The organism is Janthinobacterium sp. 1L-D-8-B-C4, from assembly GCF_057291295.1.
Genome location: NZ_JBXAVX010000006.1, coordinates 42,663 through 61,945, shown reverse-complemented (window position 1 = coordinate 61,945; position 19,283 = coordinate 42,663). Strand labels below are relative to the sequence as shown.

Sequence of the window (19,283 nt, the reverse complement as noted above, 5' to 3'; positions counted from 1 at the left end):
CGTTAAATGGTCAGGGAGCAGCGGGTTTCAGGCTGCAAAGGGGTTTTGCAACACTTACAGAATCTGTTTCACGTCGGCCATGTTGATGCTGCCCACGCCGGGCACGTTCAGTTTTACGCCGGTCGCGCTGGTCGACACGCTGGCCACCGAGCCGAAGGTCAGGCCGGTGGCGTCCTTGAGTTTCTCGCCGCCGCGCGTGGCCACCACGTCAAAGGTATAGTCGCCGTCGGCCAGCACGATGGCCTTGCCGGCGGCGTCCTTTTCGCCGGTTTCTCCATTCCAGCCCAGCGGCAAGGTGCCCGCCTCCTGGGCACCGAGGTCGATCACATGGACTGCCTTGCCCGCGCCGTCATAGATTGTGACCTTGACATTGTCGGCGGCGGTCGCCAGGTCCACGCCCAGCAGCGAAGCGCTTTTGCTCAGCGTAATGCCCTTGCCGGCGGTCAGCACGCCATGGCCGATGATATTGGCCGCCTGCATCGATTCGGCTTGCTGGTAACTGGTTTTCAGGGTTTCCAGGGTCGAATTGAGCTTGTTGACGCCGGTCACCGTCGACAACTGGGCCAGCTGGCTGGTCAGTTGCGCATTGTCGAGCGGATTCATCGGATCCTGGTTTTGCAGCTGCGTGACAAGCAAGGTGAGGAATTTATTGGTGTCCTCTTCCACGCTGCCGGCGGCAGCCGTGGTTTTCTTCGGATTCATCGTCGCCATCAGATCGGTGGTGACGGCGGGAGTATTGGTATCGATGGTTGCCATAATGGTCAATCAGGCCTTACTGGCCGAGTGTGAGTGTTTTCAGGAGCAGCGACTTGGCCGCATTCATGGTTTCCACGTTCGTCTGGTAGGAACGCGAAGCGGACAGCATATTGACCATTTCATCGACGGTGTTGACGTTGGGCATGGTCACATACCCCTTGTCGTCGGCCAGCGGATTCTTCGGGTCGTACACCAGCTTCATCGGTGAAGGATCTTCAATCACCTTCTGTACCTTGACGGCGGTGCCGCCAGCGGCCAGCGGCACGGCTTCGAACACCACCTGCTTGGCGCGGTAGGCTTCGCCGCTGGCGCTGGTGGCGCTGTCGGCATTGGCCAGGTTGCTGGCCACCGTGTTCAGGCGCTGCGCCTGGGCGCTCATTGCTGAACCGGAAACATTGAAAATATTAAACAGCGACATGATTATTGTCCTCCCTGGATGGCCGTCAGCATGCTCTTGATCTGCGAATTGAGCAGCGTGATGCTCGCTTCATAACGGATCGCATTGTCGGCAAAGGCATTGCGTTCGAGATCCATGTCGACCGTGTTGCCATCGACGGCGCCCTGCGCCGGTGCGCGGTACAGCAGCGGCGTGCCATCCGGCATGGTCTCCAGCTTGGCGCCGGCCGCGGTGCCGGCCGCCACGCCATTGCCGGGCAGATGTTTGGCCGCAGTACCGGTCAAGGCCGGGGCCACGCCCTCGCCGCGCGCCAGCACGCCTTTCAGGGCACTGGCGAAATCGACGTCGCGCGCCTTGTAGTTCGGCGTGTCGGCATTGGCGATATTCGAGGCGAGCAATTCCTGGCGTGTCGAACGCAAGCTCAGCGCAGACTCGTGAAAGCGCAGGTAATCGTCGAGTTTCCCTATCATGTCAGGCTCCGGAAAGGTCCGCCACTGGCGCCTCATGGCGGAAGGATGGCGATATATATGATGACAGGAAAGATAGTACGGTTCTGGGCAGCAATACCATCGCCCGATCAGACCACACTTTCGCCCCTTAATCCACGCTTCAAGGTCATCGCACGAGACTATCATGGCAGTATTCCAGAGCCCTATCACCATGAAAAAAACTTTCCTCTCGCTCATCTTCCTTGTTGCTCTGGCGCCACTAGCGCAAGCGCAGACAGCTGGCCGCCAGTCGCCGGAAGCGCTGCGGCAGACGGTACAGCAATTCCTGCAACTGCAGAGCAATGGCTTGCCGGGCCAGATCACCGTCACGGTGGGCGCGGTCGACCCGCGCCTGAACCTGGCTGCCTGCCCCGCGCCGCAAGCGTTCATGGCGCCGGGCAGCCGCGCCTGGGGCAAGAGCACGGTGGGCGTGCGCTGCACCGCGCCGGCCAGCTGGACGATTTACCTGCAAGCCAATGTGGCGGTGGTGGGCGATTATATCGCCAGCGCCGTGCCGCTGGCACAAGGACAAACCATCGACGCCAGCCAGCTGGTGACGATGCAGGGCGACCTGGCGGCGTTACCGGCCGGCATCGCCACCAATATGGAACAAGTGGTGGGCGCCAGCACCAATATGTCGCTGCCGGCGGGCACGCCGATGCGCACCGACACCCTGCGCCGTCCGCCCGTGGTCAAGCAGGGCCAGCTGGTACGGGTAGTGTCCAGCGGCAATGGCTTCCAAGTAGCGTCAGAAGGCCGCGCCATCGGCAACGCCGGCGACGGTCAGACGGTGCAGGTACGCACCCAAGGCGGCCAGCAAATCAGCGGCGTGGCGCGCGCGGGAGGTTTGGTGGAAGTGGCCTTTTAAAGCACTTCAAACTTGTCTGGACAACGATATTTGTCATCTGGCACACTAAAGTTTCAGGATTAGTGGCCGATAAAGACTCATATCCCGGAGTTTTTTGACTTCGACCAGACGAGGATCACGTTGTGAAAATTACCGATAACATTAAAAGCAATCCCGGCTTGCCGGTCACGCCGGCGGCCACGTCAGGCGCCCGCAACGCCGAGAAGGCACAAGCTGCCCCGGCATCGTCGGACAGCGTACGCCTGTCGCCGCAAGGGCAGGCACTGGCGACCAGTGCAACGACCAACAGCAATAGCGTGTTCGACACCAAGAAAGTCGAACGCATCAAACTCGCGATTGCCGACGGCCAGTTCCAGGTCAATTCTGAAAAAGTGGCGGACGGTCTCCTCGACACGGTCAAGGACCTGCTGCACTCACGAAATAGATAGGTTCCCCCATGCAATCCGTGACTCCGTTTTCCAGCCTGCGCGACGAGCATGAGCTCATGACCACACTGCTGGCATTGATGAAACAGGAACAGCTGCATCTGGTTGCAGCCGACATCGATGCATTGTCGGACATCACGGTACGCAAGACAGCACTGATCGGACAACTGAGCCAGCTGGCGCAGCAACGCCACCAGGCACTGGCTGCGGCCGGCTTTGCCGCCGGCGAAGACGGCATGGACGGCTGGCTGGCCGCCACCGCCGAAACGGCAGCGGCGCCACTGTGGGCCGAACTGCTCGGCGCCACGCGCGCGGCCAAGGAACAGAACCGCCTGAACAGCCTGCTGGTCAACAAACACCTGCTGCACACCCAGGGCGCACTGAACGCCATGCGCCCGCCCGCCCAGAGCGGCAATTTCTACGGCCCCAGCGGCCAGACCACCACCAATACGGCCAACCGCCGCGTCGTGATCGGCTGATCCTGGCGTCAATGGCTGCGTGGCAAATCGCGCAGCCTCAATACTGGCCGTTCCACCAGCAGATACAGCACCGTGGCCACCGCCAGCGCTGCACCGTTGTGCACGCTCATCGCCAGCAGAACCGACTTGCCCAGCACCGCGCCCATCGCTTCGTCAAGCAGGTGATACACCTGCCTGTGCGTCAGGTACAGGCTGAACGCCAGCGTGGCCAGCAACTGTGCGCCAGGCAGGCGCCAGCGGCCCGGCCAGGTGCGCTCGCTGATACAGCCGGCCACCACGCATGCCAGGCTCAACGCCAACAATGGATATCCAAAGACGATGCCGGCAAAACCGGGCACGCCGCGCAGCAGCCACATGGCACCAGCCACGCCGGCGATGCCGGCGGCCAGCACGCTGGCGCCATGCGCCATCAGCCAGTGCCACCAGCCAGGCCGGAAGCCGCGTACGACAGCCAGCATCACGCCGGCCAGCAAGCCGTCGAGGCGGGTCCAGCTGGGCATGTAAATGAGCGCAATAAAGCGTTGCAGATAAGCGCCCTGGTCGGCCAGCGGCGCCAGGGCTTGCTGCCACAGCCAGCCGCGCAGCAGCATGCCGCCGGCCAGCACGCCCAGCACGACAGCGGCCGTCTTGCGCCAACCGGGCCGGCGCAGCAGCCACCAGGCAAGCGGTGGCAGCAGCAGATAAAAGTGTTCTTCGACGCACAGCGACCAGGCGTGGGAAAAAGCGCGCTGGTCCATGCTGGCAGGAAGCAGATTGACGGTAAAGGTCAAAAATTGCCACAGCGGCCGCATCCCGGGAGCTTCCCTGACAGCCGGCACGGCCACATACAGCGCCAGCACGGCAAGGTAAGCGGGCAGGATGCGCAGCGCGCGGCGCAGCATGAAGCCGCGCCACCACGGCCACCAGGCAGGCGTATCGCCCTGCAGCCATGGCCGCAGCAACTGCCAGCCGATCAGATAGCCACTGAGCACGAAAAACAGATCGACGCCCATCCAGCCGAAACCGGCCAGCGGTCCGGGCAAATGCACGCCATAACTTTCCAGGTGATACAGCATGATCCAGGCGATTGCCAGCGCACGCAGCAAATCGAGGCCGGGCAAGCGCGCGCCTGCGCGCCGCACATGTGTGTCAGCCACGCTCCGGCGACTGGTGCGCATGGAGACGGCTCAGCCGCCAGCCTGTTTCGGCTTGTGGCCCAGCTTGACGAGCGCCGCCATAATGGCGGCCACATGGTCGCCCTGCACTTCGATCACGCCATCCTTGACCGTGCCGCCCGAACCGCACTGGGTGCGCAACTGCTTGCCCAGCAGCGCCAGCGCGATGGCGTCGAGCGGCAAGCCCTTGACCACGGTGACGCTCTTGCCGCCACGGCCCTTGGTCTGGCGCGATACGCGTACGGCGCCGTCGCCTGCCTGCGCAGCCTTGGCGGCCGCCTTGCACGTGCATTGCGCCAACGGCTGGCGGCATGCGGGGCACATGCGGCCGGTTTCGGTGGAATAGACCAGGCCGCCTTGGGAACTGCTTTTCATGATGGGAGTAGAAAAAACCGAGAGGCCGCGATTGTAGCAAGCGGCTGAGTTTAATTGTTGCCCGGCTCAGGCAAAGGCGCCGGCGCGGTCGGCACTTCCGTCACCGTATCGGGTATGCCCGACAGAATCGTCACGGCGACCCGACGGTTGCGCGCGCGCCCTTCCGGCGTGTCGTTGTCGGCGACCGGGACATTGTCGGCGTGGCCAACCGCCGTCAGCCGCTGCGCCTGCACGCCGCTGGCGATAAACAGGCGCACCACGGCACTGGCGCGCGCCGACGACAGTTCCCAGTTCGAGGCGAAGCTGGAATTGCTGATCGGCTGGATATCGGTATGGCCTTCTACCTGTACATTGTGAGCGTCGCCGCGCAGCAGCACCGCCACCGCGCGCAGCGCCTGGTCCGATTCCACCGTCAGACCGGCCGCGCCGGGATCGAACAGCACGCTGGCGTTAATTTCCACGCTGACGCCACGGCTGGTCTGCGTCACGCGCACCTTGCCTTCCTTCACCAGCGGCGCCAGGGTCGAAGTGAGGTCCTGCGCCAGGCGCGTCATGTGTTCGCGTTCGCGGCGGATCGCTTCGGTGCGCCGTTTCAGGGCCGGGTTCGGCAGCGCAATCGCCTGCGGCGCCTCCATCTGGATCGGCGGCGCGCCCTTGTCGAGGCTGAAGGCGGTGCCGATGGCGTCGGAAAACACCCGGTACTTGCCTTCATTGACCTGCGAGATGGCGTACATGACCACAAAAAAAGCGAACAGCAGGGTGATGAAATCGGCGTAGGAAATCAGCCAGCGGTCCTGGTTGTCAGGCTCCTCGTCATACTTCCTGCGCGCGCGCCGCATCATGGTCAGTGCTCGCTCAGTGTTCATGCAACAGGCTGGCCACGCGCTCTTCGATGATGCGCGTATGGTCGCCGGTGGCGATATCGTAGAACACGGCGGCGGTGATTTCATATTGCACCACGCGGCGCGAAACGATGGCTTTCAGCTTGTTGGCCACCGGCAGGAACAGCAAGTTGGCCAGGCCGACGCCGTAGATGGTCGACACGAACGCCACGGCGATGCCGCCACCAAGCTTGCTGGGGTCGGTCAGGTTTTCCATCACGTGGATCAGGCCCAGCACGGCGCCCAGGATGCCGATGGTGGGCGAATAGCCGGCTGCCGATTCCCAGATTTTCACGGCCTGGCGTTCGGCCAGTTCATAGGCGGTGATTTCCACGTCGAGCAGCTGGCGCAGCTTGTCGGGCGCGATGCCGTCGACGATCATGCGCAGGCCCTTGGCGTTGAAATGATCAGCCGTGCTTTCCATCATGCGTTCCAGCGCCAGGGTGCCGTCGCGGCGCGCCGTCAGGCTCCACAGGCCGATATCGCGGCCCAGCTCGGCACGCATGTCGGCCGGCGGAAAAAATACCCAGCGCAGCATTTCCAGCCCGCGCACAAAGGTGCGCAAGCGCGTTTGCAGCAGCACCGCGCCAAAGGTGCCGATGACCACAATGGCAAAAGCGGCCGGCTGCAGCAGCGAGGCCATCTTGCCACCTTCGAGCGCCTGGCCGACCAGGAGGCCCGCCAGCGCCAGCGCCAGCCCGATTACGCTGGACCAGTCCACGCCTGCTCCCTCAAGGTTGCGCGCAGGCGCGCGACGGCCTGGGTATGGAGCTGCGAGACGCGCGATTCGGACACGCCCATCACCGCGCCGATCTCTTTCAGGTTCAGCTCTTCCTCGTAATACAGGCTCATCAATATTTTCTCGCGTGGCGGCAGCGCGTCGATGGCGTCGATCACGGACTGCCGGAAGTCGGTGTCGAGCAAGGAACGCAGCGGGTCGCTGTCCTCGTCCACGCAATGGCGGTCGAGGAAGCTGTCATTGCCGTCCGGATCGTGGAAGTCTTCATAGTAGACCAGCTGGTGGCCACCGCCCTCGCCCAGCATTTCCTGGTAATCGACCAGCGATATCTTGAGCAGCTTGGCCACTTCCGATTCGGTCGGCGGATGGCCCAGGCGCTGCTGCAAGGTGCTCATCGCCTCTTCGATCTTGCGCATGTTCTGGCGCATGCTGCGCGGCAGCCAGTCGCTGGTGCGCAACTCGTCGAGCATGGCGCCGCGGATGCGCAGCACGGCATACGTTTCGAACTGCGCGCCATGCGTCTCTTCATAGCGCGTGATGGCATCGAGCAGGCCGATCATGCCGGCCTGGATCAGGTCGTCGACCTCGACCGATGGCGGCAACTTGGCCTTCATGTGGTGCGCCAGGCGCTTTACCAACGGAATATGTTCCGTCAGCAAATGATCCTTGTTCGATTTCCCTTTGACCGTGTACATAGGCTACTTATTATTATCTTTGATAGGGTGCTGCAAAATCATCAGGCGCTGAAATGGTGTGGACTCCCCGTCTGGTACAAGGTGGTGCCCAGCACCGGCGCCGCCGAGCGGGCCAGCCGTTCGGCCAGTCCGCGAAACGCCACCGATGCGCCAGCCAGCGGAAACGCATCGATCACGCTGCGGCCCAGCCGCGCCGCGCGATGCAGGTATTCGTCGGCCGGAACCGAGCCCATCGACGTCAGTTTCACGGCCAGGTAGCGGCTTGCCGCTTGTGCCATATTATCGTATACCACTTTTGCCTCGGTTTCGGAAGCGCCAGTGACAAGGATGCCGAAAGGACGGCGGCCCAGTTCCTGGTTCAGGCGCTTGATCAGGCAGTAGGCGGCCTTGATCGAAGTGGCGCTGGTCGAGACCTGCACCACGATATCGGCGCTGGCCATCATCGGCACCGGAAAGCAGGCGCCGCCCTGCCCGGCCATGCTCATGTCGCCATCGACCAGCACGATGCCGGCCTGGCGCGCCATCACTTCGAAGGTCTTGGCCAGGCGCCGCGCCTCTTCCTCGCTGGCGTAGCCGGGGCCGTCCATCAGATGGTCGCGCGCGCCCAGGCTGGCCACGCCAAAGCCCTGCGGCACCTGGTGAATCACCTGGTTCAGGCCGCATTGCTGGCGCGCCACGTCAAGCAGGCTGGCGCCGTGCGCCAGGCCCAGCCGTGAAGCGACGCCGTCGCCGCTGGTGCTGGCGTCGAGCAGCAGCACTTCATTGCCGGCATGCGCCAGCGAAGCGCCGAGGTTGACCAGCATCGCGCCCTTGTCGTCCTGCGGCGTGGCCGACAAAAACGTCAGCACGCGCGGCTGGACGCCGGCCAGCATGCGGCGCAAGCCTTCGGCCTGGTCGAAATCAAAGTTAGCCACCGTGCACCCCGCGCGCTTCATTGTTGCGGGTCGCGGCCTGGGCCATCAGCAGCGGCAGTTCGTCATCCGAAAACTGGGTTGCGGCGCTATCGCGCTTGAGCTTGAAGGCGCGGTCGATCAGGTAGCCGCGGTCGGCCAGGTACAGGTCTTCCGGCACGCGCTGGCCATTCGACACATAGAACAGATTGAGTTTCTGGCGTATCACCACGTCGAGCACATTGCCGATCGAGGCCGCTTCATCGAGCTTGGTCATGATGCAGCCGGCCAGGCCGCCGCCCTGGTAGGCGCGCACCACTTCGTTCAGGGTTTCCTGGGTCGCGGTCGAGTTCAGGCACAGCAGGCGTTTCACATCGGCGCCGGCGCCCGACAGCATCGCTACCTGTTCCGTCACCATCTGATCGCGCTGGCTGACGCCCACCGTGTCGATCAGCACCGTATGCTTGTTCTTGAGTTCTTTCAGGGCGATGCGCAGGTCGGCCTCGTCCTTGACCGAATGCACCATCACGCCGAGGATCTTGCCGTAGATGCGCAATTGCTCATGGGCGCCGATACGATAGGCGTCGGTGGTGATCAGGGCCAGCTTTTCCGGGCCGTGGCGCATCACGCAGCGCGCCGCCAGCTTGGCCGTGCTGGTGGTCTTGCCGACACCGGTCGGACCGACCAGGGCGAACACGCCGCCCTGTTCCAGCATCGCGTCTTCGTTGGCCATGGTGTTCAGGTTGCGGCTCAGCACGGTTTTGATCCAGCGCATGCTTTGCGCGCCGTCCAGGCCTGCCGGCAGTTTGTCGATCAGGTAGCGCGCCAGGCTGGCCGAAAAACCGGCTGCCAGCATTTCGCGCAGCACCACCATTTTTTGCGGCTCGCGATGCTGGGTGGCGCCCCAGGAAATTTCCGCCAGCTGGGTTTCCATCATGCCGCGCATGGCGCGGATTTCATTCATCATGCCGTCGATATCGGCGGTGGCATTCTTTTTCACGTGTGCCAGCGCGCTGGTCATCATCTGCTGCATGCGCGCCATGTCCAGGCCTTCGGCGGGCGCGGCGGCAGGACGGGCGGGCGGCGCGGACGGGCGCTGCGGCACGGCAAACTGGGTCTGCAGCTGCGGGCGCGGATGCGACATTTCGGACGCGGCCGGCGGCGAAGCGAGCGAGGCGGCATCGTCATTGGCCAGCGCGAGGATTTCCACCACGCCGTCGCCCTGGCGGTTCGACAGGATCACGGCATCGGGGCCCAGCGCTTCGCGCACCTTGCGCAGCGCATCGCGCGAGGTCGGCGCGGTAAATTTTTTCACATTCATGGCCGCACCCCCATGACTGGGTTGGCGTGTTGCTGGCTGAACTGTGTGACCATCATCGACTCCTGTTGCGTGAGCGCTGCCTCCCACATGGGACGAAGATCACTCGGACAGCCTCCATTATTGGGGATGCGCGCAGGAAATGATAGAAGGAACAGGACCGGAAATGGGCCGTATTTCAATTTGCCGAGAGGAAATTGGTTTCTTTGCGCCTTTTACTGCGCGCCGACCAGGCTCGTCACTCTAATCGTCTTGGTTTCCGGCACTTCCGCATGCGACAGCACCTTCAGTTGCGGCAAGGCGCGGCGCAGGAAACGCGACAGCAGCGCGCGTAGCGGCGCCGGCACCAGCAGCACAGGCGTCAGGCCCATGGCTTCCTGCTGTTGCGCGGCCAGCCCCGCCTGGTGGGCGATGGTGTCGGCCAGGCCCGGCTCGATGCCGGAGCCGTCGCCGCCGGCGCCCATGGCCTGCATCAGCAAGCGTTCCAGGCGGTTGTCCAGGGTCATTACCGACAGTTCGGCCGCGCCGGGGAACAATTGCTGCACGATCGCGCGGCCCAGCGAGACGCGCACCAGCGCGGTCAGGTCGGTCGGGTCCTGCGTGTGCACGGTGTGTTCGGCCAGGGTTTCGATAATCGTGCGCATGTCGCGGATGTGCACGCCTTCCATCAGCAGGTTCTGCAGCACTTTTTGCAGCGTCGACAGCGACAGCATCTTCGGCACCAGGTCTTCCACCAGGCGCGGCGCGTCCTTGCCGAGGTGGTCGAGCAAGGACTGCACCTCGGCGCGGCCCAGCAGTTCGGAAGCGTGCGAGGTGATCAGGTGATTCAGGTGGGTCGCCACCACGGTGCCGGCATCGACCACCGTGTAGCCCATCGATTGCGCCTGGTCGCGCAGGGCCGCGTCGATCCAGGTGGCCGGCAGGCCAAAGGCCGGGTCGGTGGTCGCCACGCCAGGCAGGCTGCCGCTGGCCATGCCGGGATTGATCGCCAGGAACTGGCCATTGAACGATTCGCCCACGCCCACCTCGACACCCTTGAGCGTGATGCGGTAGGCCGAAGGTTTGAGTTCCAGGTTGTCGCGGATATGCACCGGTGGCGCCAGGAAACCGACTTCCTGGGCGAATTTCTTGCGGATACCCTTGATGCGCTTGAGCAATTCGCCGCCCTGCGACTTGTCGACCAGCGGAATCAGGCGGTAGCCCACTTCCAGGCCCAGGGTGTCGACCGGCATGATGTCTTGCCAGCTGGCCTCTTCCTGTTCCGGCGCCACGGTCGCCTGCGGCGCTTCGGCCGGCGTTTCCGCGTCGGCTTTTTTCTTTTGCGCCGTCTTGGTGATCATATAGGCCGAGCCGGCCAGTGCGCCGGCCAGCAGCAGGAACACCAGGTTCGGCATGCCGGGAATCAGGCCCATGCCGCCGATAATGCCGGCGGTAATATACAGCACTTGTGGCTTGGCAAACAGCTGGCCCACCAGCTGGGTGCCGATGTCCTGGTCGCTGGCCACGCGCGAAACAACGATACCGGCCGCCGTCGAAATGATCAGCGAAGGAATCTGCGCCACCAGGCCGTCACCGATGGCCAGCAAGGTATAGTTCTTCAGTGCATCGGCAAAGCCCATGTCATGCTGGATCAGGCCGACCAGCAGGCCGCCGATGATATTAATCACCGTTACCATGATGCCGGCGATCGCATCGCCACGCACGTATTTGCTGGCGCCGTCCATGGCGCCGTAGAATTCGGCTTCCTGCGCCACTTCGGTGCGGCGGCGGCGCGCTTCGTCTTCGGCGATCAGGCCGGCGTTCAGGTCGGCGTCGATCGCCATCTGCTTGCCGGGCATGGCGTCCAGAGCAAAGCGGGCACCCACTTCGGCAATACGGCCTGCACCCTTGGTGACGACGGTAAAGTTAATGATCGTCAAGATGATAAACACCACAATACCGACCGTGTAGTTGCCACCAATCAGGAAGTGGCCGAACGCCTCGATCACTTTACCGGCCGCATCCGCGCCCGTATGGCCTTCGGTCAGCACCACGCGGGTCGAGGCCACGTTCAGCGACAGGCGCAGCATGGTCGATACCAGCAAAATCGTCGGGAAGGCCATGAAGTCGAGCGGCTTGACTGTATACAAGGCGGTCAGCAGCACGATGATCGACAGCGCAATATTGAAGCTGAAGAAAATATCGAGGATAAACGCCGGCAGCGGCAGCACCATCATCGCCAGCAGCATGATGATGATGATCGGCGCGGCCAGGCCCTTGCTGGCATTGTTGTTCATGCCGCTCAGCCAGGCTGGCATTCTCAAGCCGTTCATGATGTGCTTCCTTTATTGTTCTTGTCTGCGCCGGGCGCGGGTTGCTTTTGCGAGGCGGGATTGAGCGGATCGAGTTCGGCCGGCACATCGAGCTTTTTCGGCTTGTCGGGGCGCTGGCCGTTGCCATTGCCGTAGCTGCGCAGCTGGAACACATAGGCCAGCACTTCGGCCACGGCGCCGTACAGGGCTTCGGGAATCTCGTCGCCGATCTCGGTATGCTTGAACAGCGCACGCGCCAGCGCCGGCGCTTCCAGGATGGCGACCTTGTGCTCGCCCGCCAGTTCGCGGATTTTTGCGGCCACTTCGTCGGCGCCCTTGGCCACCACCTGCGGCGCGCCGCGCGAATTCTCGCCGTATTTCAGCGCCACCGCGTAGTGGGTAGGGTTGGTCACCACCACGTCGGCGGTCGGCACATCGGCCATCATGCGGCGCTTCGACATCTCGTGCTGCATCTGGCGGATCTTCTGCTTGATCTGCGGATTGCCGTCCGACTCCTTGGCTTCCTGCTTGACTTCCTGCAGGGTCATTTTCATCTTGTTGGCGTAATGCCACATCTGGTAAGGACCGTCGATGGCGGCAATCAGGCCCAGCGCGCCGACGATAAACAGAAAAGCGCTGATCAACAGGCTGATCATGTGGCCCGAACCGGCGCGCAGGGACTCCACCGACAGGCCCAGCACGGCATCCTTGTGATGCTGCATCACCAGCCAGGCGACAAACCCCACCACCAAAGTCTTGGCCAGCGCTTTCAGCAGCTCGACCAGGGCGTTCTTCGACACCATGTTGCCCAGCCCCCGTATCGGATTGAGCTTGCCGAAATTGGGCGTAAATGCTTTCGAGCTGAACAGCCAGCCGCCGACCAGCAGCGGCGACGCCAGCGCCACCACCATGATCGCCACCGCATACGGCAGGCAGGTCAGCAGCACCGAGGTGACGTCGCTGCCGACGCGCAATATCATGGCATTCGGATTGAGTATCTGTTCCCGGTCCAGGGTCAGGCCGGACACCATCACCGCCGTCAGCCGGCGCACGATGGCGTCGCCGGCAAACCACAGGCAGCAGCCCGACGCCATCAGCACCGTGAACGTCGCCACTTCACGCGATCGCGGAACGTCGCCTTCCTCACGCGCCTGCTCGAGGCGCTTCGGTGACGCGGCTTCGGTCTTTTCTGCGTCGCTGTCTTCCGACATCAATCAACTCCGGTGACGTCCTGCGGCCCCAACTGGCGCATGATGGACTGAACAAGCAGTATTATTGCCGCCAGGCCTGAATTGCCATGCGGCGAACAGGAGGATAAATGCCCTGCATTTCAGCTTGCCAGGCTGAAATTATCTTGAGCGCCGCGTTTCTGCCTGTTTCACGACCTGCTCGATCGCGCCAAACAGCGACTTGCCGTCCTCGCCCAGCATCTCGATGCGAACAGTATCGTCAAACAGCATGTAGGGCGTGCTGATGACGCCATCGGCATGCAACTCATGCTGTCGTCGCTCAACGATGCTGGAAAAACCCTTTTTGACTTCCTTGTTGGCAACTGCGCCGGCGCTGATCACGCTGCCGGCGCGCGCCTGGCGCGTCTGACACAGATGGGCCAGCAATTGCGGATAATTGAAGGCCATGTCGGCGTCAGCCTGTGGCTGGCCGCTCAACTTGCCGTTCAGGCTGCAGCGTAGCGGCAGATGCACCTTGCCGCCGCGCCAGGCGTCGCCCAGCTCATCCGGGGTGATTGCCACCGGCGAACAGGCCATGCCCGGTTTGGACTGCACCAGGCCATAGCCGCTGGCCTGCTCCGCCTGCGCCAGGTTGCGCAAGGTAATGTCGTTGACCAGCATCAGGAGCTTGATATTCATGTGCGCCTGATCGGCCGTCGCGCCCATCGCCACGTCGTCGGTAATGACGGCAATCCCGGCCTCGTAGTCGATACCCCATTGCTCGTAGGCCAGCGCGATCTCGTCCTGGGCGCCCAGGAATGCATCGCTGGCGCCCTGGTACAGCCGCGGCGCATCGCGCAGGTCGGCCGGCACCTCCTGGCCGGCCGCCTTGCAGGCGCGCTCGATCTGCTGCAGATAGGCAGCACCCGCCACCCGCTGGCTGCTGCGCGGCAGGGGCGCCATGCAGTTGGCCGGGTCGAAGTCGAAAGCGCGGTGGCCGCGTCCGCTGTTGATGGTCTGGTACAGCAAATCGAGCTGGGGCGCGATAAAGCTCCAGTCGTCGAGCGCCTTTTGCAAGGTTGGCGCGATGCCATCGGCCAGGTGCGCCGTTTTCAGGTCGCGCGAGACGACGGCCAGCTGGCCGTCGCGGGTGCCGTCCTTCAGTGTGGCTAATTTCATGTACGGAAAACTTTGTCAGATATGAGCAATGGCAATGACGCCAAAATAGTTGGCGCTCACCCCGAACGGCGAAAATGCCGGGATCGGACCCTCAGGGTCCGAGCCCGGATCTTGCTTTTGGGGTGGAAAAGACGCTAATGGGGATGATCAGGCCAAAAGAGCGATCTGTTCCGGCGTCAGGTAGCACCATTCGCCTTCTTCGATCCCCAAGGACTCCAGCGTCAGGCTGCCGATGGCCGAACGGTGCAGCGCCGTGCAATGGTTGCCGGCGGCGGCCAGCATGCGCTTGACCTGGTGGTATTTGCCCTGTTCCAGCACGATTTCCAGCTGGTGCTCGCCGCGCTTGACGCAGACCAGGGCCGCCAGCGGCGCCGGTTCGTCGTGCAGCTGCACGCCGGCCAGCAGCAGCGCCACCAGTTCGTCGGTGACGGGCTCTTGCGTGGTGGCTTGGTAAATCTTCGGCACATGCCGCTTTGGCGACGATTGTGCATGGATAAACGGGCCATCGTCGGACATCAGCAGCATGCCGGTCGTGTCGTGGTCAAGCCGGCCGACTGGCTGCACCTCACGCCAGGTAAACTGTTCCGGCAGCAAAGTCAGCACGCCGGGGTGGTGACTCGGCTTGCGCGAGCACTCGAAATTGGCCGGCTTGTACAAGGCCAGGTACAGGTGCTGGCGATAAGCCCACTCTTCTTCGAACACCTGCAGCACCAGGCCATCGGTTTCCACGGTGGTGCGGTAATTGGTCTGGGTCACGCCATCAATGACAACCTCGCCATCGTCGACAAGGGAACGGCAGTACTTGCGGGTGCCAAAACCCTGCGATTGCAGGATGCGGTCTAGGGATAATTTACTCATGGGCGTGACTTTAACAGATGCGCACCATGGCGTGAAGACGAGGTTCGCGCACAGATATGCCAAACCACAAGGACTGTTTTTCGGTCAAGTAGTTATTTCCTTTGAGATATGTCAAGCAGCAAGAAAATCGCATTGCTAGACTGAAACCTCATTAGGAATCGGCCTAATGAGCTTTAGGAATTACGGCAGGAATCACGAAGGAGAACATATGAAACATCTCGACACCATCACCCTGGAGGGCAGCATAGACCAGATGCGCACCCGCATCGCCATCGAACAGGGTGCCATGCATCAGGTGCAACTGAGCGTGGCGCGCTGGCGCGGTGACGCAGCGGGCGCGAAGCGGGAACACGACCAGGGCCCGGCCATGGCGTCCAGCCAGGCTGAATGGCATGCCGCTGCCCAATGCCATTTCCTGTGCTGGCTGGCCGATGGCGGCTTTGCCCAGGCCAGCGCAGAAACCGACGTGGCCATGCCAGCTGGCACGGCCAACGTTGTGCTTGAAGAGACGGAGGCAGAGACAAAGGCAGCAGCGCAGATAGTGCCTGCCGCCTGCCATAACTGTACCGCTTGATTACCTGATGCCTGCTCGCGCCATGCCCCCGCGCCGCACGCCTGCATCCACATCGGTAGTGACAGCAAAAGGAAACGGCGGCATTGCGCCGCCGCTCCCAAGTCCCGCCGGGACTTTAGTGAGGAATATAAATTCACTCAAAACCGCATCGTCGATGCAGCAAGTAGTTCCAGGACAGACGGATCAAGTTCGTACTGACAACATAGTTGATGTATATCACCCTCCCTTGAGAAGAACTACTGTTTCAATATAGCCCATACAGCAAGATTTTCAAGCTCAATTACCGCGGAGCTTGAAAACTATTCTTCTTTCGCCAACGCTTAACGCAGCGACGGCTGGGCCTGCTGCACGGCCGCCTTCATGGCGCCAGCGCCCATGGCAGCGCCAAATTTCTTCAGCACCCGCTCCGGCAAGCCTTCATGCTGCGTGTAGTCGACGATGTCTTCAGCCTTGACGATATCGCGCGCCACGCTGTCGACCGTGCCAAAATCGTCGGCCAGGCCCATCTCGACGGCGCGCGCGCCGGTCCAGAAGAGGCCGGAGAAGGTTTCCGGCGTTTCCTTCAGGCGCTTGCCGCGTCCCGCGCGCACCACGGCGATGAATTGCTGGTGGATTTCATTGAGCATGTTCTGTGCATGCGCCTTGTGCTTCTCGCTCAGCGGGCTGAACGGATCCATGAAGCCCTTGTTTTCGCCGGCAGTGAGCAAGCGACGTTCGACGCCGACTTTTTCCATCGCGCCCGTAAAACCGAAGCCATCCATCAGCACGCCGATCGAACCGACCACGCTGGCCTTGTTGACGTAGATGCGGTCGGCCGCGGCGGCGATGTAATAGCCGCCCGAAGCACACATTTCGTCGACCACCACATACAAGGGCTTGTCGGGGTAGCCTTTGCGCAGGCGCAGGATTTCATCGACGATCATGCCGGCTTGCACCGGACTGCCGCCGGGACTGTTAATGTGCAACACCACCGCCACCGAGCCACTGTCCGAAAACGCCTTGTCCAGCGCCGGGATCACGACAGCGGCCGAACCGGCGCCTTCGGACTCGATCTCGCCGCTGATATCGATCAGCGCCGTATGCCGGCCCAGGGTTTCCGTATCGCCCATATTGTTGTAGTCATAAAACACCCACAGCGCGAACAGCACGATCAGCAGGCTGAAGATCTTGAAGAAGATGCTCCAGCGCCGGTGCGCGCGCTGCTCCTGCACGGTGGCGAACACGAGCTTTTCCAGCACCGTGCGTTCCCATTGGCTGTTGCCGGCACCGGCAGGGGGATGCGCCGGTTTGTCGTTGATGTTATCGCTCATGATTCACTTTATCAAATAGCCGCGCGCTCAAGCCTGGCGGGGCATCACATACTCATCGGGCTGCCAAAACAATTGCCCGTCGCGCTCACTGACCGCGATCGGGCGCAAACGGCCACCCTTGCACGGGCCGCCCGCACAGAAGCCGCTGTCGGGAACATAGATGGCGCCATGCGTGGAACACATCAGATACAAGCCGCTCGATTCGAAAAACTCGCCTTCGGCCCAGTCCAGTTCGATCGGCACATGGGCGCAGCGGTTCAGGTAGCCGTAGGGCTTGCCGTCGTAGCGCACCACAAAGCCGGTGGTCGCCTCGCCACCCGCCTGCACGGGAAAGCGCACGCCCTTGCCGCCTTCGGCGACGGCGTCGGCGGCGCAGATCAGGATTTCCTGTACCTCGGCCATCATGCGTGCTCGCTCAGCCATTGATGCAACTGCGCCACATTCGCAGCCGAATACATCGGCTTGCATTCCTGCAACTGCGACACCGGATGGGCGCCGTACTCGACCGCGATACCGGCCGCACCCGCATTGCTGGCCATCAGCAAATCGTGGCTGGTGTCGCCGACCATCACGGTGCGGCGCATGTCCTGGCCCAGCTCGCGCGTCAGTTCCTGCAGCATGGCCGGATGGGGCTTGGAAAAGGTTTCATCGGCGCAGCGCGTGGCGTCGAACAGCGACAGCAGCTTGACGGCGTTCAGGGCGCGGTTCAGGCCGACGCGGCTCTTGCCGGTGGCAACAGCCAGGAAATAACCATTCTGCGACAGGTCGAGCAGCATCTCCTGCACCCCGGCAAACAGCACCAGCTCATGGTCGCGCGACAGATAATGATAACGATAGCGCTCAACCATGCGCGCGTGATATTTGGGCTCGATGCCAGGCATGACCACCTGCATGGCTTCCTGCAAGCCCAGGCCGATCACGTGCGAGGCCAGCAACTCGGTCGGCACCGGCAAGCCCAGGTCCTTGGCCGCCGCCTGGATGCAGCGGACGATGGTCGAGGTGCTGTCCATCAGCGTACCGTCCCAATCGAAGACGATCAGATCAAATTGCTTTCTTGCCATGTTTCCCGACGTTCCAGCCGCCGGCTCCTTGAGTGGTAAAAGTTGACCGCTGACTACCTTGTGAGTAGTCCCCACGGTACGAGTGCTTAACGTGTGGCAACGGCAAGTGGTTTGCCCAAGCTTACCAAGAAACGCTCGCACTCGGCGGCCAACGGTGCGTTCAGGGTCATCGTCTTGCCGGTTTCGGGATGCACAAAGGTGATCTGATGCGCGTGCAGGAACATGCGCTTCAGGGAACCGCGCGTGGCATCGGCTTTCAACAGCGCGCGATTGAGGGCAAAATCGCCGTACTTGTCGTCGCCGGCGATAGCAAAGCCCGACGAAGACAGATGAACGCGGATCTGGTGGGTACGGCCGGTTTTCAGTTCGGCTTCCAGCAGGGCGAAGTTGTTATATTTATGCAACAACGAAAACACCGTATGCGACGCCAGGCCGTCGGCCTGCACCGCTACCCGGCGCTCGCCCTCGGCCGTCGTATATTTGTGCAGCGGCAGCTTGATATGCTGGCGCGCATTTTTCCAGTCGCCGGCCACCAGCACCAGGTAGCGCTTGTCGGTGACGCCGTCGCGCATCTGCTCATGCAGGTTGGTCAGCGCCGAGCGCTTTTTCGCCAGCAGCAGCAGGCCCGAGGTATCGCGGTCCAGGCGGTGCACCAGTTCCAGGAACTTGGCGTCCGGGCGCGAGGCGCGCAATTGCTCGATCACGCCGAACGACACGCCCGAGCCGCCATGCACGGCCACGCCGGCCGGCTTGTCGATCACCAGCATGTGCGCGTCTTCGAAGATGATCTTGAACTCGGCCGCCGGTGCGCCGGTCGCTGCTTTTTCGGCCACGCGCACCGGTGGAATGCGCACCACGTCGCCGGCGGCCAGGCGGTACAGCTGGTCGATACGGCCTTTGTTGACCCGCACTTCTCCCGATCGCAAAATACGGTAGATGTGGCTTTTAGGCACTCCCTTGCATACTCTTAACAAGTAGTTATCAATACGCTGGCCTGCTTCTTCTTCATCGATGGTGACGAATTGCGCTTGCGGCTGAATCGGGGGTGTTGAAGGGGGAACAACATCATTTTGACTCTTCATTTACTATGTCTTCCCAGAAATCTCTCTAAGTCCTTCATTTTGAATATATAATTGTTTTTGCTGCGGCCCTGGCTGCTGCTGGTGTAAGAATAAAAGCACATTTTACACAGGGGCGTCTCCACCGGCCTCGCCAAATTGCAAATTCGGTGGAAAAAAACGTATACGCACCACCCTCGCGCCCATCAAGGTTGCACCGTAGTTGTAATCGGATAAGCGCGGGGATGCTGAAGAGAGTGATCTGGATTAAAAGGATAAGTACCCGTTAGCGCGACTTATCGAGTCGGGCTCGCGGGT

The 19,283-nt window shown here is 62.2% G+C and carries 22 protein-coding genes; 4 read left to right on the top strand and 18 right to left on the bottom strand.

Going from position 1 to position 19,283, the window contains the following annotated elements; all coding sequences use genetic code 11:
• Positions 1-54: 54 nt before the first annotated feature.
• Genes AC0Z42_RS12400 through flgB form a run of 3 tightly spaced genes read right to left on the bottom strand, consistent with a single transcriptional unit; the run spans position 55 to position 1,623 of the window.
• Complete coding sequence (locus AC0Z42_RS12400; protein ID WP_485468523.1) at positions 55-756, bottom strand: flagellar hook assembly protein FlgD; 702 nt, start codon at positions 754-756, stop codon at positions 55-57.
• Positions 757-772: 16 nt separating this feature from the next.
• On the bottom strand, positions 773-1,174 hold the full coding sequence (gene flgC, locus AC0Z42_RS12395; RefSeq protein ID WP_065306833.1) for a flagellar basal body rod protein FlgC: 402 nt from the start codon (positions 1,172-1,174) through the stop codon (positions 773-775).
• 2 nt (positions 1,175-1,176) lie between these two features.
• Positions 1,177-1,623 (bottom strand): flagellar basal body rod protein FlgB, encoded by a 447-nt coding sequence (flgB, locus tag AC0Z42_RS12390; protein WP_485468522.1) that lies wholly within the window; start codon positions 1,621-1,623, stop codon positions 1,177-1,179.
• 190 nt (positions 1,624-1,813) lie between these two features.
• On the opposite strand from flgB, the gene flgA reads away from it, so the two are divergent.
• The 3 genes from flgA to AC0Z42_RS12375 all read left to right on the top strand — a co-directional run bounded on the left by flgA (position 1,814) and on the right by AC0Z42_RS12375 (position 3,413).
• Entirely contained in the window at positions 1,814-2,509 is a 696-nt protein-coding gene (flgA, locus tag AC0Z42_RS12385; protein WP_485468521.1) for a flagellar basal body P-ring formation chaperone FlgA, read from the top strand.
• A gap of 122 nt (positions 2,510-2,631) precedes the next feature.
• Entirely contained in the window at positions 2,632-2,937 is a 306-nt protein-coding gene (flgM, locus tag AC0Z42_RS12380) for a flagellar biosynthesis anti-sigma factor FlgM (protein WP_485468520.1), read from the top strand.
• Positions 2,938-2,945: 8 nt separating this feature from the next.
• Positions 2,946-3,413, top strand: coding sequence for a flagella synthesis protein FlgN (locus AC0Z42_RS12375; protein WP_485468519.1), 468 nt, complete (start codon positions 2,946-2,948; stop codon positions 3,411-3,413).
• Positions 3,414-3,421: 8 nt separating this feature from the next.
• Here the strand turns inward: AC0Z42_RS12375 and AC0Z42_RS12370 are convergent, their stop codons facing one another.
• From AC0Z42_RS12370 to AC0Z42_RS12320, 11 genes are all read right to left on the bottom strand, one after another.
• Positions 3,422-4,549, bottom strand: a complete 1,128-nt coding sequence (locus AC0Z42_RS12370; protein WP_485468518.1) for an acyltransferase family protein — start codon at positions 4,547-4,549, stop codon at positions 3,422-3,424.
• Between the two features lie 30 nt (positions 4,550-4,579).
• A complete protein-coding gene (locus AC0Z42_RS12365) occupies positions 4,580-4,942 on the bottom strand; it encodes a translation initiation factor Sui1 (protein WP_485468517.1) in 363 nt (120 codons plus the stop codon).
• A 50-nt stretch (positions 4,943-4,992) separates the two neighbouring features.
• On the bottom strand, positions 4,993-5,781 hold the full coding sequence (gene motD, locus AC0Z42_RS12360; RefSeq protein ID WP_485468742.1) for a flagellar motor protein MotD: 789 nt from the start codon (positions 5,779-5,781) through the stop codon (positions 4,993-4,995).
• Between the two features lie 16 nt (positions 5,782-5,797).
• Positions 5,798-6,544: a flagellar motor protein gene (locus AC0Z42_RS12355; RefSeq protein ID WP_485468516.1), complete on the bottom strand. Its 747-nt coding sequence runs from the start codon at positions 6,542-6,544 to the stop codon at positions 5,798-5,800.
• Positions 6,526-7,257: an RNA polymerase sigma factor FliA gene (locus tag AC0Z42_RS12350; protein WP_065306824.1), complete on the bottom strand. Its 732-nt coding sequence runs from the start codon at positions 7,255-7,257 to the stop codon at positions 6,526-6,528. Before AC0Z42_RS12350 ends, AC0Z42_RS12355 begins: the two co-directional genes overlap by 19 nt.
• Before the next feature lie 41 nt (positions 7,258-7,298).
• Positions 7,299-8,171, bottom strand: a complete 873-nt coding sequence (locus tag AC0Z42_RS12345) for a MinD/ParA family ATP-binding protein (RefSeq protein ID WP_485468515.1) — start codon at positions 8,169-8,171, stop codon at positions 7,299-7,301.
• Entirely contained in the window at positions 8,164-9,468 is a 1,305-nt protein-coding gene (gene flhF, locus AC0Z42_RS12340; protein WP_485468514.1) for a flagellar biosynthesis GTPase FlhF, read from the bottom strand. Before flhF ends, AC0Z42_RS12345 begins: the two co-directional genes overlap by 8 nt.
• Positions 9,469-9,680: 212 nt before the next feature.
• On the bottom strand, positions 9,681-11,777 hold the full coding sequence (flhA, locus tag AC0Z42_RS12335) for a flagellar biosynthesis protein FlhA (RefSeq protein ID WP_485468513.1): 2,097 nt from the start codon (positions 11,775-11,777) through the stop codon (positions 9,681-9,683).
• Positions 11,774-12,967: a flagellar biosynthesis protein FlhB gene (gene flhB, locus AC0Z42_RS12330; protein ID WP_485468512.1), complete on the bottom strand. Its 1,194-nt coding sequence runs from the start codon at positions 12,965-12,967 to the stop codon at positions 11,774-11,776. Before flhB ends, flhA begins: the two co-directional genes overlap by 4 nt.
• A gap of 138 nt (positions 12,968-13,105) precedes the next feature.
• On the bottom strand, positions 13,106-14,104 hold the full coding sequence (locus AC0Z42_RS12325; protein WP_485468511.1) for a fumarylacetoacetate hydrolase family protein: 999 nt from the start codon (positions 14,102-14,104) through the stop codon (positions 13,106-13,108).
• A 147-nt stretch (positions 14,105-14,251) separates the two neighbouring features.
• A complete protein-coding gene (locus AC0Z42_RS12320; RefSeq protein WP_485468510.1) occupies positions 14,252-14,962 on the bottom strand; it encodes a pseudouridine synthase in 711 nt (236 codons plus the stop codon).
• 208 nt (positions 14,963-15,170) lie between these two features.
• On the opposite strand from AC0Z42_RS12320, the gene AC0Z42_RS12315 reads away from it, so the two are divergent.
• Positions 15,171-15,536, top strand: coding sequence for a hypothetical protein (locus AC0Z42_RS12315; protein ID WP_485468509.1), 366 nt, complete (start codon positions 15,171-15,173; stop codon positions 15,534-15,536).
• Between the two features lie 320 nt (positions 15,537-15,856).
• Here AC0Z42_RS12315 and AC0Z42_RS12310 read toward each other — a convergent pair whose 3' ends face one another.
• From AC0Z42_RS12310 to AC0Z42_RS12295, 4 genes are all read right to left on the bottom strand, one after another.
• The gene (locus AC0Z42_RS12310) at positions 15,857-16,846 is read right to left on the bottom strand and encodes a S49 family peptidase (RefSeq protein ID WP_485468508.1); all 990 of its coding nucleotides are present in this window, start codon (positions 16,844-16,846) and stop codon (positions 15,857-15,859) included.
• A gap of 27 nt (positions 16,847-16,873) precedes the next feature.
• Positions 16,874-17,251, bottom strand: coding sequence for a Rieske (2Fe-2S) protein (locus AC0Z42_RS12305; RefSeq protein WP_485468507.1), 378 nt, complete (start codon positions 17,249-17,251; stop codon positions 16,874-16,876).
• Positions 17,248-17,907 (bottom strand): HAD-IA family hydrolase, encoded by a 660-nt coding sequence (locus tag AC0Z42_RS12300; RefSeq protein WP_485468506.1) that lies wholly within the window; start codon positions 17,905-17,907, stop codon positions 17,248-17,250. Before AC0Z42_RS12300 ends, AC0Z42_RS12305 begins: the two co-directional genes overlap by 4 nt.
• Positions 17,908-17,993: 86 nt before the next feature.
• A complete protein-coding gene (locus AC0Z42_RS12295; RefSeq protein ID WP_485468505.1) occupies positions 17,994-18,989 on the bottom strand; it encodes an RluA family pseudouridine synthase in 996 nt (331 codons plus the stop codon).
• Positions 18,990-19,283: the final 294 nt, after the last annotated feature.